This window comes from Serratia fonticola, from assembly GCF_001006005.1.
GTDB lineage: Bacteria > Pseudomonadota > Gammaproteobacteria > Enterobacterales > Enterobacteriaceae > Chania > Chania fonticola.
This window is the reverse complement of record NZ_CP011254.1, coordinates 3,883,845-3,898,145: the sequence shown is the minus strand read 5'-3', so window position 1 is coordinate 3,898,145 and position 14,301 is coordinate 3,883,845. Positions and strand designations below refer to the sequence as shown.

Here is a 14,301-nt window from a genome sequence, read left to right as displayed (position 1 = left end):
ACTCAACGGGGGTTAGGTTCCCCGCTGTACTACTGCTTACTACTCAAATGAATAAGCAACACTCATGCCCCCACCCCAGTTTCTGCCTGGAGCAGGTTCGAAATAGCGGCCATTGCCTTCGTTGACAATCACCGAGCCGACGTACTGGCGATCAAACAGATTGTCCACCCGGCCAAAAACGGTAAATTGCCAGTTCCCTACCGGGTAGCGATATCCGGTATTCAGCGCCGCCACGGTGTAGGACGGTGCCTGCTGTGAATTCTGATCGTTGGTCTGGATATCGCTCATGTAGCGCACTTCAGCACCGGCGAACCAACCTTGCGGCGGCGACCAGGCCAGCGAGGCGTACCCCATATTGCGGGCAATCCCGGGCAGGCGGTTGCCCTTTGGCACCTGCTTTGCGGCAGAACAGGTGCTGTCGCCACAGACATCATCGCGGTAAGTGGCATCCAGCAGCGTCCAGGCCATTTGCAGACGCCAGTCGTAGCTGAACTGTTGATCCAGCGCTAACTCCACCCCACGGCGACGGGTTTGCCCCGCGTTCTTGTAGCTGGTGCGCCCGTTGCTGCTCTCATCGACGACAATTTCGTTTTTGGTATCCGTCTGGAACAACGCCGCGCTGAACAGGCCGTTGCCGATACGGGTCTTGCTTCCCAGTTCAACGGTATCGCTGGTAGCAGGTTTTAGACCAAGATTGAGCCCCGCCACGCCACCTGGGCGATAAGAGAGTTCATTGATGGTAGGGGTTTCAAAGCCACGCCCGGCGGAAGCGTACACATTCCAGCCCTTGGTCAACGCATAGTTGAGCGAGCCTACTGGCAACCACTGGTGATAGCGGGCGTCACCACTGTCATCACCATTACTGCCGGTAATATAGTGATCGTTGGAATCGAAATTGACGGTGCTGAAGCGCACTCCGGCATCCAGCGTCAAACGTTGGGTCAGGTTCCAGGAAGTTTGCAGATAGGGATCCACATTCCACATCAGGTTGCGTTCATCCCGCCGTAGATTACCCTTGGTCCCTAATTCGCTAACGCCGTTGACTACCGTGAAATTCTCATAGCCTTTGCGCTGCTCAGTCATGGTTTCGTAGTCGAGCCCCCCCGTCACGCTGAAGGGCAACGTGGCGATTTCACCGCGATGAGTCCAGCGAGTATCGATGCCCTGGTAATGACGCGCCAGAGAGATCACTCCGCCGGGATGTTGTTCACTACGCTGCTGTACGGCTACAGGAATTGACTGATACTGCGTGGTTTCCCGCTCACCGGCGTAAGTCATGATGCTCAGATCGTCATTGGCGCTCATCTGGCGTTCATAGCGCAACCCGGCCTGGGTTTGCGAAATGGTTTTACGCGTGTTGTATTGACCTGCTCTTGGTGCCTGGCGCGGATTGTCGTGCCATTCGGCTTCGGTTAAACCACCGGGATCGTCGGCATTAATATCCACCGAGTTAAACAACAGCGTCAGCGTGCTGACATCATCAATGCGCACACCCAAACGCGCGTTACCCAGGTTCTTGCGTGCCCCGCTGTGGTCGCGGAACCCTTCGGTAGTAAAACGAGTCGCGGAGACGGCGTAGTTCACGTCACCTGCGTGCGTGCCATCGCCGGTTGCACCGCTGGCTTTCATGCCGTAGCGCCAGGTGCCGTCACTGCCGCTATACATACCCGCTTCAATCTTGTCCGGCTGTTGGCCGGTTTCGGTCTCTACGTTGATGACGCCACCAGAAGCGTTGCCATACAGAGCAGAAAACGGCCCGCGCAAGACCTCAATCTTATCCACTGAATTAAGATCGATATTCGACGTTTGCCCTTGACCATCCGGCATGGTGGCAGGAATACCATCCACATAAATGCGCACGCCGCGTACACCGTACATTGAGCGCGAGCCAAACCCACGGATTGACAGTTGCAAATCTTGCGCATAATTCTGGCGATTTTGAATTTGCAGCCCCGGCACGCTGCCCAGCCCTTCGGAGAGATTAATCTGCGGCCTGGCCTGACGAAGTTCATCGCCATTAAGCACGCTAACCGCTGCCGGAGTACTCAATTCTGAAAGACCGCTGCGCTTGGCCGTGACCACCATGGAAGATTGGTCCACTGCCCGATCGCTGGCCTGTACGTTTACCGCCACACACAGAGCGCAAGGTAACAGCGCAGAAATGGCGATAGGTGAGATCGCTGTATTTTTTTTATTAAGAAAATTCATGTAAAAACTGCCATTAGACGCTTGAGAGGATAGGTACCTTTTAGAAAAAACCGAGCGTATGTTAATACTTATCGCAACAATTTGAAAATAGCGGAGAGAAACTCAAACTTCCGTTAACTCGAATTTCACACAAATGATAAATATAGATGATGTATATCAGGAGAGGGAATAGGAAGGATTTAGATTATTACTTTCAATATCAATGCGTAAAATTAATTTCCCTGTAATTTAGTCGAGTTTAATAATCAAACTGACAGATTAAAAAGAAGCAAGGTTTTTTTAGGGGAGTACTGCCCCGCAGGCAGCGGGACAGTTCGATTTGGTTAACTGATCGGCATGCGATTCGGGTCTGGGTATTGATATTCAAACCCCAACTCATTACAGATACGGCTACCGTCCACCAGCCGCCCCTCTTGTTCATCTTCTTGCGCAAACTGCGGAGGTTGCAGCTGCAGTTGCTCGGCCAGCGCAGGGTAGAAATCACGTTTGAGCGGATGGCCTGGCGCACAAAGATTATAGGTGTGCCCGCCCTTCGGCAGCTTCAGCAGCAGTTGAATGGCTGCAATCACGTCATCCTGATGTACCAAATTGACCCCGTGTGAACCGCCCTTGACGTCAACCTTACCCGCCAGGAAACGCCCTGGATGACGATCCCCACCCACCAGCCCTGCCAAGCGCAAAACGTCCACCGACGTGTTGGGCAATTGATGCAGCCACAGCTCCAACTCCTCCAGCACTCGGCCAGCCGACGTCACCGGCTTGAGCGGCGAATCTTCCCGAACGGTGCCGGTGGTTTCACCGTATACCGACGTGGAGCTGGTAAAGATAATATGCGGCACGCCAAACGCTATCGCGCTGTCTACCAGCATACGTACGGCATCAAAGTAGCTTGCGCTCCCCTCAACGGTGCGGCTGGCTGGCAGAGTGATCACCAACGCATCCGTGTACAACAGCTGTTCCAGATCGTGAGCTTCGCAAATCAGCTCCGGCGTCAGTTCCAGGCGATAACATTCGATACCACTCATCCGCGCGGCTTCTACCCCATCCGGCGTAGTTTTACTGCCAACCACTTCATACCCATGGCCCATTAACGATAAAGCCAGCGGCATCCCTAACCAACCCAGACCCACAATGGCGACTTTTTTCATCAGTATGCCCCTAAGAATCGACTAACAAGCCCAACTTCACCGTTGCGGAAGGCCAACGGCCACACCGCAGGCGATAGTGAGATACTCCCCTAGGCTACGCCACCGCGCTGGTGGTTACAATCGGTTAACCTTAACGTTGGGTAAACCGCGTGCGGCTAATAACTCAGGCACTTTCAATAAATTAAATTCATAACCACAAAAAAGGGTTGCAAGTTATACAACGGATAGTTTAGCTTAATTAGCACCTCAGCACTGGCTGACCCAATTTTAAAGAGAAATGACATGACTCGCGTTCAGTTCAACCACCATCATCACCATCATCCTGACTAGTCTTTCAGGCGATGTGTGCTGGAAGACGATTCTCGAATCTTCCAGTGGCGCGTAGAACGAACTAAACGCAAGAAAGAGCCCTCGGAAGATATCTTCCGAGGGTTTTTTTTTGGCTCCGGACAGACAGAAAATATAATTTTAATAACAAATTCATAAAATTACAGATTAAACAGAGGTTACCATGTTGGACAAAACACGTTTACGTATCGCCATGCAGAAATCAGGCCGCCTGAGTGAAGAGTCTCAGGAATTGCTGGCCCGCTGTGGCATCAAGATCAACCTGCAGCAACAACGCCTGATTGCCTTCGCCGAGAATATGCCGATCGATATCCTGCGCGTACGTGATGACGATATCCCTGGCCTGGTGATGGATGGCGTGGTGGATCTGGGCATCATCGGTGAGAACGTGCTGGAAGAGGAACTGCTCAACCGCCGTGCTCAGGGCGAAGACCCGCGTTACTTCACGCTGCGCCGCCTGGACTTTGGGGGTTGCCGCCTGTCGCTGGCCACCTCGCTGGATAGCGAATACTCCGGCCCGCAAAGCCTGCAAGACTCCCGCATCGCAACCTCTTACCCGCACCTGCTCAAGCAATACCTCGATAAACAAGGCGTTCGTTTTAAATCTTGCCTGCTGAACGGCTCGGTGGAAGTGGCTCCGCGCGCAGGCTTGGCAGACGCTATCTGTGACCTGGTGTCTACCGGCGCAACCCTGGAAGCCAACGGCCTGCGTGAAGTGGAAGTGATTTACCGCTCGAAAGCCTGCCTGATCCAGCGTGACGGTGAAATGCCGGAAGCCAAACAACAGCTGATCGACCGCCTGATGACCCGCATCCAAGGCGTGATCCAGGCGCGCGAATCCAAATACATCATGCTGCACGCGCCAAGCGAACGCCTGGACGAAATCGTCGCGCTGCTGCCGGGTGCCGAACGCCCTACCATTCTGCCACTGGCAGGCTCTCAGAACCGCGTAGCCATGCACATGGTCAGCAGTGAGACTCTGTTCTGGGAAACCATGGAAAAACTGAAGGCCCTGGGTGCCAGCTCCATTCTGGTGCTGCCAATTGAGAAGATGATGGAGTAACGCCATGCCAAACTTCAATACCGTCGTCAATTGGGGCAGCTGCAGCGCGGAACAGCGCGCGGAGTTGCTGATGCGCCCGGCCATTTCGGCTTCGGACAGCATCACCCGCACGGTGCGTGAGATCCTCGATAGCGTGAAAGCCAACGGGGACCGCGCGCTACGTGAGTACAGCGCCAAGTTTGATAAAACCGAAGTCGCGGCATTACGCGTAACGGCAGAGCAGATTGACCAGGCCTGCGCCCGTCTAGGTGACGAGATCAAACAGGCGATGGCGGTAGCCGTCGCCAACGTGGAAACCTTCCACAATGCGCAACAACTGCCAGCGGTGGACGTAGAAACCCTGCCCGGCGTGCGTTGTCAGCAGGTGACCCGTCCAATCGATTCGGTGGGTCTGTATATCCCTGGTGGCTCCGCACCGCTGTTCTCCACGGTATTGATGTTGGCGACCCCGGCACGCATTGCCGGTTGCCGCCGCGTGGTGCTGTGTTCACCACCGCCGATTGCCGATGAGATCCTGTATGCCGCCAAACTCTGTGGCGTGCAGGAAGTGTTCCAGGTTGGTGGCGCGCAGGCGATTGCCGCCATGGCGTTTGGCACGGATTCGGTGCCACGGGTAGCGAAAATCTTCGGGCCGGGCAACGCCTTCGTGACTGAAGCCAAACGTCAGATCAGCCAACGGTTGGACGGTGCGGCCATCGATATGCCTGCTGGCCCTTCCGAGGTGCTGGTAATTGCAGACAGCGGCGCAACCCCGGCGTTTGTCGCTTCCGATCTGCTGTCTCAGGCCGAGCATGGCCCAGACTCACAGGTCATTCTGTTAACCCCAGACGCCGCGATGGCCGAAGCGGTCGCCATGGCGGTTGAGCAACAGCTGGCGCAACTGCCACGGGCAGAAACCGCTCGCCAAGCTCTGGCCAGCAGCCGCCTGATTGTGGCGAAGGATTTGGCCGAGTGTGTCGCCATCAGCAACCAGTACGGCCCAGAGCATCTGATTATTCAGACCCGCAGTGCGCGCGATCTGGTAGACAGCATCACCAGCGCTGGTTCGGTGTTCCTCGGTGACTGGTCGCCGGAATCTGCCGGGGATTATGCCTCCGGCACCAACCACGTGCTGCCAACCTATGGCTATACCGCCACCTGCTCTAGCCTGGGGCTGGCGGATTTCCAAAAGCGCATGACGGTACAGGAACTGACGCCAAAAGGCTTTATGACCCTGGCCCCGACCATTGAAATCCTGGCTGCCGCCGAACAGTTGGTCGCCCACAAAAACGCCGTGACCCTACGCGTCGCCGCACTGAAGGAGCAAGCATGAGCATCGAAGAATTAGCACGCAAAAACGTGCGCGAGCTGACCCCGTATCAGTCGGCCCGCCGCCTTGGTGGCAAGGGTGATGTCTGGCTGAATGCCAACGAATACCCGGTTGCACCAGAGTTTCAGCTGACCGCCCAGACCTTTAACCGCTATCCGGAATGCCAACCCGCGCTGGTGATTGAGCGCTACGCCGCCTACGCCGGGGTGAATAAAGACCAGGTGTTGGTCAGCCGTGGCGCAGATGAAGGTATCGAACTGCTGATCCGTGCCTTTTGCGAGCCAGGTAAAGACGCTATCTTGTTCTGCCCACCGACTTACGGCATGTACGCCGTCAGCGCCGAGACGTTTGGCGTAGAGCGCCGCACGGTCGAAGCCAAAGAAGACTGGCAGCTCGATCTGCCTGCCATTGCCGCCAGCCTGGATAACGTCAAGCTGATCTACGCCTGCAGCCCGAATAACCCGACCGGCAATCTGCTCGATCCCGACGATCTGCGCAACCTGCTGGAACTGGCCAAAGGCAAAGCTATCGTCGCCATCGATGAAGCTTATATTGAATTCTGCCCGCAGGCGTCGGTTGCTAGCTGGCTGAGCGATTACCCACACCTGGTAGTATTACGCACGCTGTCCAAAGCCTTTGCTCTGGCTGGCCTGCGCTGCGGCTTTACCCTGGCCAATGAGGACGTGATCGCCCTGCTGCTGAAAGTGATTGCCCCGTATCCGCTCTCAACCCCGGTGGCCGATATCGCCGCCCAGGCGCTGAGCACCGAGGGGATCCGCGTTATGCGCCAGCGCGTCACCGAGATTGCCGCCAACCGCAGTTGGCTACAACAGGCGTTACAAGACTGCGCCTGCGTGGAGCAGGTCTTCACCAGTGACAGCAATTACCTGCTGGTTCGCTTTACCGCCTCAAGTCATGTCTTTAAAACCTTATGGGATCAGGGCATTATCTTGCGAGACCAAAATAAACAGCCTGGCCTGTCCGGTTGCCTGCGTATCACCATCGGCACCCGAAACGAATGCCAGCGCGTCGTTGACGCACTCAATACTCTGCCCGGCGCATAGGAGCCAACGTGAGCCAAAAATATCTCTTTATTGACCGTGACGGCACGCTGATTGCTGAACCCCCTGAAGATTTCCAGGTCGACCGCCTGGATAAACTGGCGCTGGAGCCGGAGGTGATCCCTGCCCTGCTGGCCTTGCAGCAAGCTGGTTTCACCCTGGTGATGATCACCAATCAGGACGGCCTCGGCACCGCCAGCTTCCCGCAGGAAACCTTCGATCCACCGCACAACCTGATGATGCAGATCCTAAGCTCACAGGGCGTCAAATTCGACGATATCCTGATCTGCCCGCACAAGCCGGAAGACCATTGCGAATGTCGTAAACCGAAGGTCGCCATGGTCAAAGGCTATCTGGAGCCGGGCGTAATAGACGTGGCCAACAGCTATGTGATTGGCGATCGTCAAACCGACATCCAACTGGCAGCCAATATGGGTATTCAGGGGCTGCTGTATCAGCGCCAGGCGCTGGGCTGGCAGGCCATCACCCAACAACTGACCAAACGCGATCGCTATGCGCACGTTAACCGCGTGACCAAAGAGACGCAGATTGACGTTAAGGTCTGGTTGGATCGTGAAGGCGGCAGCAAGATCAAAACCGGCGTCGGCTTCTTCGACCACATGCTGGATCAGATTGCCACCCACGGCGGCTTCCGGATGGATATTCAGGTGAACGGCGATCTGTACATCGACGATCACCACACGGTAGAAGACACCGGATTGGCGCTGGGCGAAGCTTTGAGTAAAGCCCTAGGTGACAAACGCGGCATCGCACGCTTCGGCTTCGTGTTGCCGATGGATGAATGCCTGGCCCGTTGCGCACTGGATATCTCCGGCCGCCCGCACCTGGAATATAAAGCCGAGTTCAACTACCAACGCGTAGGCGATCTCAGCACCGAGATGATCGAGCACTTCTTCCGCTCGCTGTCTTACACCATGGGCTGCACCCTGCACCTGCGCACCAAAGGCAAAAACGACCATCACCGCGTCGAAAGCCTGTTCAAGGTGTTTGGCCGCACGCTGCGCCAGGCGATCCGCGTTGAGGGTAATACGCTGCCTAGCTCGAAAGGAGTGCTGTGATGAACGTGGTGATCCTGGATACCGGCTGCGCCAACCTCGCCTCGGTCAACTATGCGGTGCAACGCCTGGGCTATCAGCCACAGGTGAGCCGCGATCCGGAGATCGTGCTGCGCGCCGACAAACTGTTCCTGCCTGGTGTAGGCACTGCACAGGCGGCGATGGACCAGTTGGAACAGCGCGACCTGATCGATCTGATCAAAGCCTGTACCCAGCCGGTGCTGGGGATCTGCCTGGGCATGCAGTTGCTGGCAGCCAGCAGTGAAGAAAATGGGGGTATCAAAACGCTAGGGATTATCGATACTCCGGTAACACAGATGACCGATTTTGGCCTGCCTCTGCCCCATATGGGCTGGAACCAGGTTACGGCTCAGGCCGGCGATCATTTGTTCCGCGGCATCGAGGATGGTGCTTACTTTTACTTCGTTCACAGTTATGCGATGCCGATATGCTCAAGCACCATCGCTCAGGCGAACTACGGCGAGCCCTTCACCGCCGCCGTACAAAAAGACAACTTCTTTGGCGTGCAGTTTCATCCAGAGCGATCTGGCAACGCCGGGGCGCAACTGTTGAAGAACTTTCTGGAGATGTAGGCAGCATGATTATTCCCGCTTTGGATTTGATCGACGGTAACGTAGTGCGCCTGCATCAGGGCGATTACGGCCAACAGCGCGACTACGGCAACGATCCGCTGCTGCGTCTGCAAGACTATCAGCAGCAAGGGGCGCAAGTTTTACACCTGGTTGATTTGACCGGGGCCAAAGACCCGGCGGCTCGCCAGATCCCGCTGTTGCGTAAACTGCTGGCCGGAGTGAGCGTGCCAGTACAGGTTGGCGGCGGTATCCGTAACGAACAAGACGTTGCGGCACTGCTGGAAGCCGGAGCCACGCGTGTGGTCATCGGCTCCACTGCAGTCAAGCAGCCAGAGATGGTGCAGGGTTGGTTTGAACGCTACGGTGCCGATGCCATGGTGCTGGCGCTGGACGTACGCATCGATGCCGCAGGCCGCAAGAACGTGGCTATCAGCGGTTGGCAGGAAGACTCGGAGGCCACACTGGAACAGGTGGTTGAACAATACCTGCCGTTTGGCCTGAAACATGTGCTGTGCACCGATATCTCACGCGACGGTACGCTGAAAGGCTCTAATGTGGGGCTGTATCAGGAAGTGTGCCAGCGCTATCCGCAGATCGCCTTCCAGGCTTCTGGCGGCATCGGCAACCTGGACGATATCGCCCAGTTGCGTGGCAGTGGTGTGGAAGGGGTGATCGTCGGGCGCGCCCTGTTGGATGGTAAATTCAGCGTTGAGGAGGCTATCGCATGCTGGCAAAACGGATAATCCCTTGTCTGGACGTTAAGGACGGGCAAGTGGTCAAGGGCGTACAGTTCCGTAACCACGAAATCATTGGCGACATCGTGCCGCTGGCCCAGCGCTACGCGCAAGAAGGTGCCGACGAACTGGTCTTTTACGATATCACCGCTTCCAGCGATGGCCGGGTGGTAGATAAAAGCTGGGTATCACGGGTTGCGGAAGTGATCGATATTCCGTTCTGCGTGGCCGGGGGCATCAAGAGTGCCGAAGACGCCAGCCAGATCCTCTCCTTTGGGGCGGACAAAATCTCCATCAACTCCCCTGCGCTGGCCGACCCAACGCTGATCAGCCGCCTGGCAGATCGCTTCGGTGTGCAGTGCATCGTGGTCGGGATCGACACCTGGTATGAAGCCGAAACTGGCAAATACCACGTCAACCAATATACCGGAGATGAAAGCCGCACCCGAGTCACCGAGTGGCAAACCCTCGATTGGGTGCAGGAAGTGCAAAAGCGTGGCGCCGGGGAGATTGTGCTCAACATGATGAACCAGGACGGCGTACGCAACGGTTACGATCTGGAACAGCTGAAGCGGGTACGTGAGGTGTGCAAGGTGCCGCTGATCGCCTCCGGCGGTGCCGGTACCATGGAACACTTCCTGGAAGCCTTCCGCGATGCCGACGTTGACGGCGCGCTGGCGGCTTCGGTATTCCATAAGCAAATCATCAATATCGGCGAACTGAAAAGGTTCCTGGCAGAGAAAGGCGTGGAGATACGCGTGTGTTAACAGAACAACAGAAAGCTAAGCTGGATTGGGCAAAAACCGACAACCTGATGCCGGCAATCGTACAACATGCCGTTTCCGGCGAAGTATTAATGCTGGGCTATATGGATCAAGCCGCGCTGGACGTGACCGAGCAAACTGGCAAGGTGACGTTCTTCTCACGCACCAAGCAGCGCCTGTGGACCAAAGGCGAAAGCTCAGGCAACTTCCTTAACGTGGTCAGCATTACGCCAGACTGCGATAACGATACCCTGCTGATCCTGGCCAACCCGATCGGCCCAACCTGCCATTTGGGCAACGACAGTTGCTTCCATCCGGCAAGTAGCGACTGGGGCTTCCTGTACCAGCTTGAGCAATTGTTGGCTTCGCGTAAAACCGCCAGCCCGGATAGCTCTTACACAGCCAAGCTGTATGCCAGCGGTACCAAGCGTATTGCACAGAAGGTGGGCGAGGAAGGCGTAGAAACCGCCCTGGCCGCCACGGTGAACGATCGCGAAGAGCTGACCAACGAAGCTTCCGACCTGATTTACCACCTGCTGGTGCTGTTGCAGGATCAGGAGCTGGATTTGAGCAAGGTGATTGGCCGCCTGCGCGAACGGCACGAGAAGAAATAATCCTGTTTTGCAGGAAATAAAAAAGCCGCCGGGCGTTAACCTCGGCGGCTTTTTTTATCGTTCAACGTGCGGGATTATTCCATCCATTCGGTATGGAATACGCCTTCTTTGTCGGTACGCTTATAAGTGTGAGCACCGAAGTAGTCACGCTGCGCCTGGATCAGGTTGGCAGGCAGTACAGCAGAACGGTAGCTGTCGTAGTACGCGATGGCCGCAGAGAAGGTTGGCGTTGGGATGCCGTTCTGCACCGCATAGGAAACCACGTCACGCAGCGCCTGCTGATACTCATCGGCGATTTGCTTGAAGTAAGGTGCCAGCAGCAGGTTGGCGATGTCGGCATTCTCAACGTAGGCATCGGTGATCTTCTGCAGGAACTGAGCGCGGATGATGCAGCCGGCACGGAAGATCTTGGCAATTTCGCCGTAGTTCAGATCCCAGTTGTTTTCCTTGGAGGCCGCTTTCAACTGAGAGAAGCCCTGTGCATAAGAAACGATTTTACCCAGGTACAGAGCGCGACGAACTTTCTCGACAAACTCGGCTTTCTCGCCGCTGAAGGCTGCAACCTTCGGGCCGGTCAGGACTTTAGAAGCCGCTACGCGCTGGTCTTTCAGAGAAGACAAGTAACGCGCAAACACCGACTCGGTGATCAATGACAGTGGCTCGCCCAGATCCAGAGAGCTCTGGCTGGTCCATTTGCCGGTGCCTTTGTTGGCCGCTTCATCCAAGATCACATCAACCAGGTATTTACCCTCTTCGTCTTTCTTGGTGAAGATGTCTTTGGTGATGTCGATCAGGTAGCTGTTCAGTTCGCCCTTGTTCCACTCGGCGAAGGTTTCAGCCAGCTGCTCGTTGTTCAGATTCAGCGCCTGCTTCAGCAAGGAGTAGGCTTCTGCGATCAGCTGCATGTCGCCATATTCGATACCGTTGTGCACCATCTTCACGTAGTGGCCAGCACCGTCGGCACCGATATAGGCCACGCATGGCTCACCTTCGGCCACAGCAGCGATTTTCTTCAGGATGGGTGCCACCAGCTCGTAAGCTTCTTTCTGGCCACCAGGCATGATTGAAGGCCCTTTCAGCGCCCCTTCTTCGCCACCGGAAACGCCGGTGCCAATAAAGTTGAAGCCCTGAGCAGACAGCTCGCGGTTACGACGGATAGTGTCCTGATAGTAGGTGTTACCACCGTCTATCAGGATATCGCCTTTATCCAGGTGCGGAGTCAGCGAGGCAATGGTCTTGTCCGTAGCTTCGCCCGCTTTTACCATCAGCAAAATGCGGCGCGGTGTTTCCAGCGATGCAACAAACTCTTCGACGGTATAGTGCGGCACCAGGTTTTTGCCCGGGTTCTCTGCGATAACTTCGTCAGTCTTGTCGCCTGAACGGTTAAAGATAGAAACGGTGTAGCCACGGCTTTCGATGTTCAAAGCCAGATTGCGGCCCATCACCGCCATGCCGACAACGCCGATTTGCTGTTTGGACATTAGGAACTCCTGTCTGAGGATGACACCTGTATCACGGCTCTTGGCCAACAGGTTTTTGATGTGGCCAACATGTTAACTCAGGATTGTGTTCGCTGGGTAGTGATTGGTGCGATAGGTCACATAATTGCATAAAGAGTATACTTGGGCGATTGACTTCAAGTTCTCATCTACTGGACGCTTGGTTAGTCACTACTTTTTCATAAAGTGTTTTTCAAAGACGTGCCATGAAAGCGAAGCCATCACTAATGTTAAGGCTAAAACTAGCGTGAGCGACTGCCCATGGGATAGCCAATCAAGTTTTTTGACTGATAGCAGAATGGGTAGATGCCATAAGAGATAGTGCCGCAATAGTAAAGAGGATATAAAACTCTCTTAAGAATCGGTGTTACTTTAAGAGAACACAGAGACAGAATTATCATGCCGAATGCTGATGCCAACAACGTTCGGAAAAATACCACCATCCATGGATAGTTCCAGTACGCAATCGCCTTTTCATAAAGGACGATATGAATTTTTCTTTCCCATTGTTCTCCAGCTGTTTAAAAACAGACATAGCAATAACAAAACCCGAAATCACAAAAAACATGTCAACGCCCATCCAAACAAATCGGAACCAAAGAAGAGGTCCGCTGATAGGAAATGATGACCAATTGAAGTGCTCGATCACATGGTAAACAACGACAGATATTGCAGCGAAACCTCTTAAAATATCTATAGAGTCAAAGTGATATTTGACATTTATCTTTTCGGCTTTGGCCACAGACATTTTTATTATTACTTTTAATAAGAGAGCCAACAAGGAACGACATACTATTTTGATCGATTACATCTGTAGTAAGAAAACGCCTACCAATACCGAGTTACTTTATTTATCATCCTCAACACGAGTAAATTGCGGCATGTTATTTTCAGCTCTAGGGAGTTTACTTAAACAACGATTGTTTAAATCTGTTCTTTGTTGATCGAAGAACCATCCCCATTTATTGAAGTATTTCACGGCAGAAATAATATGGTAAGCCAAAAAACGCTTATCTCTGTAAGAACGCCGCTGCGACTCGTGAACAACAACCGAGTCAGGGCAATAGCTTACCTTATGGCCTTCGCAAATTCTTCTTGATAAATCAACATCTTCAAGATAGAGAAAGAAGCGCGTATCAAAATAACCAACGTCACGAATAGCCTTATTACTCACCAACATAAAACAACCAGAAAGCGAAGGTGCAAAGAATGCTTTACTATAATCCGCAGCATGGAGTTCGTAGTCTTGATTTAGCGAACTTGTAAATTGAGAGATAAATCTCCGCATAAACAATTGATAAGGTGATGGCAATGTTTTACACGCATGTTGTAAGCGCCCGTCAGGGTAAACAATTTTGGGAACAGCCAAGTCAATATTACCTTGTAAGCAAAACTGATATAGCTTATCCACTTCACCTTTTTTAAAATCAATATCTGGATTACAAATTAAAAAATGGCCTGAATGCTCTTGGAAGCGAGAAAACACCTGATTATGACCAGCACCGAAGCCTGCATTCTCCTCAACACGAATAACTTCAATTTTGGGATTATCCAGTTCTAGCAACCAGTGGCAATGCGCGCCATTATCTACAATAACCAGCTTTGAAACACTATCCTCCTCTAACAAGGAAGTCAAGGTTCTGCTTACAGATTGATACTCATGTCGATACAACACAAGAGATGCAATTATTTTCACTTAAAACACCAAATTAAGTACGTGGGTATTCTGGCGAACACATAACGACTCCATCATGTTACCTCCTAAAAATCCAATATGTGTCATCCAAAAAATCATATAACAGCCAGTATCAATTATAGTTTAAAATCAGGTAGTTAAAAACCTTCATCATCAAGAAAAGAAAAAAGCCCTGTATTTGGTAAACG

The 14,301-nt window shown here is 53.7% G+C and carries 14 protein-coding genes and 1 other annotated feature; of the genes, 9 read left to right on the top strand and 5 right to left on the bottom strand.

The genetic code is table 11. The annotated features are described in order from the left end of the window. Positions 1-39 precede the first annotated feature (39 nt). Positions 40-2,208 carry a TonB-dependent receptor PqqU gene (pqqU, locus tag WN53_RS17375; RefSeq protein WP_024486322.1) on the bottom strand — a complete coding sequence of 723 codons (2,169 nt, stop codon included), beginning with the start codon at positions 2,206-2,208 and terminating at the stop codon, positions 40-42. Positions 2,209-2,531: 323 nt separating this feature from the next. Next, on the bottom strand, positions 2,532-3,356 hold the full coding sequence (locus tag WN53_RS17370; protein WP_024486323.1) for an SDR family oxidoreductase: 825 nt from the start codon (positions 3,354-3,356) through the stop codon (positions 2,532-2,534). Between the two features lie 282 nt (positions 3,357-3,638). Here WN53_RS17370 and hisL point away from each other — a divergent pair, with 282 nt between their 5' ends. From hisL to hisIE, 9 genes are all read left to right on the top strand, one after another. After that, positions 3,639-3,686 carry a his operon leader peptide gene (gene hisL, locus WN53_RS28470; RefSeq protein WP_100396937.1) on the top strand — a complete coding sequence of 16 codons (48 nt, stop codon included), beginning with the start codon at positions 3,639-3,641 and terminating at the stop codon, positions 3,684-3,686. Beyond that, positions 3,662-3,797 (top strand) — a sequence feature (His leader region). (Overlaps the previous gene by 25 nt.) A 70-nt stretch (positions 3,798-3,867) precedes the next feature. After that, complete coding sequence (gene hisG, locus WN53_RS17365) at positions 3,868-4,767, top strand: ATP phosphoribosyltransferase (protein ID WP_021179966.1); 900 nt, start codon at positions 3,868-3,870, stop codon at positions 4,765-4,767. 4 nt (positions 4,768-4,771) lie between these two features. Beyond that, complete coding sequence (gene hisD, locus WN53_RS17360) at positions 4,772-6,079, top strand: histidinol dehydrogenase (protein WP_024486324.1); 1,308 nt, start codon at positions 4,772-4,774, stop codon at positions 6,077-6,079. Beyond that, on the top strand, positions 6,076-7,140 hold the full coding sequence (gene hisC, locus WN53_RS17355) for a histidinol-phosphate transaminase (RefSeq protein ID WP_024486325.1): 1,065 nt from the start codon (positions 6,076-6,078) through the stop codon (positions 7,138-7,140). Before hisD ends, hisC begins: the two co-directional genes overlap by 4 nt. 8 nt (positions 7,141-7,148) lie before the next feature. Beyond that, on the top strand, positions 7,149-8,216 hold the full coding sequence (hisB, locus tag WN53_RS17350) for a bifunctional histidinol-phosphatase/imidazoleglycerol-phosphate dehydratase HisB (protein ID WP_021179969.1): 1,068 nt from the start codon (positions 7,149-7,151) through the stop codon (positions 8,214-8,216). Beyond that, positions 8,216-8,806: an imidazole glycerol phosphate synthase subunit HisH gene (gene hisH / locus WN53_RS17345; protein WP_021179970.1), complete on the top strand. Its 591-nt coding sequence runs from the start codon at positions 8,216-8,218 to the stop codon at positions 8,804-8,806. Before hisB ends, hisH begins: the two co-directional genes overlap by 1 nt. Positions 8,807-8,811: 5 nt before the next feature. After that, positions 8,812-9,549, top strand: a complete 738-nt coding sequence (gene hisA / locus WN53_RS17340) for a 1-(5-phosphoribosyl)-5-[(5-phosphoribosylamino)methylideneamino]imidazole-4-carboxamide isomerase (RefSeq protein ID WP_021179971.1) — start codon at positions 8,812-8,814, stop codon at positions 9,547-9,549. Then, positions 9,531-10,307: an imidazole glycerol phosphate synthase subunit HisF gene (hisF, locus tag WN53_RS17335; RefSeq protein ID WP_024486601.1), complete on the top strand. Its 777-nt coding sequence runs from the start codon at positions 9,531-9,533 to the stop codon at positions 10,305-10,307. Before hisA ends, hisF begins: the two co-directional genes overlap by 19 nt. Then, positions 10,301-10,918 carry a bifunctional phosphoribosyl-AMP cyclohydrolase/phosphoribosyl-ATP diphosphatase HisIE gene (gene hisIE / locus WN53_RS17330; RefSeq protein WP_021805010.1) on the top strand — a complete coding sequence of 206 codons (618 nt, stop codon included), beginning with the start codon at positions 10,301-10,303 and terminating at the stop codon, positions 10,916-10,918. The genes hisF and hisIE overlap by 7 nt, the downstream gene beginning before the upstream one ends. Before the next feature lie 74 nt (positions 10,919-10,992). On the opposite strand, the gene gndA is transcribed toward hisIE, so the two are convergent. The 3 genes from gndA to WN53_RS17315 form a co-directional block, all read right to left on the bottom strand. Beyond that, a complete protein-coding gene (gndA, locus tag WN53_RS17325) occupies positions 10,993-12,399 on the bottom strand; it encodes an NADP-dependent phosphogluconate dehydrogenase (protein WP_024486600.1) in 1,407 nt (468 codons plus the stop codon). A gap of 415 nt (positions 12,400-12,814) precedes the next feature. After that, positions 12,815-13,165, bottom strand: coding sequence for an acyltransferase family protein (locus WN53_RS17320; protein WP_024486599.1), 351 nt, complete (start codon positions 13,163-13,165; stop codon positions 12,815-12,817). A gap of 99 nt (positions 13,166-13,264) precedes the next feature. Next, entirely contained in the window at positions 13,265-14,113 is an 849-nt protein-coding gene (locus WN53_RS17315) for a glycosyltransferase (RefSeq protein WP_024486598.1), read from the bottom strand. Positions 14,114-14,301: the final 188 nt, after the last annotated feature.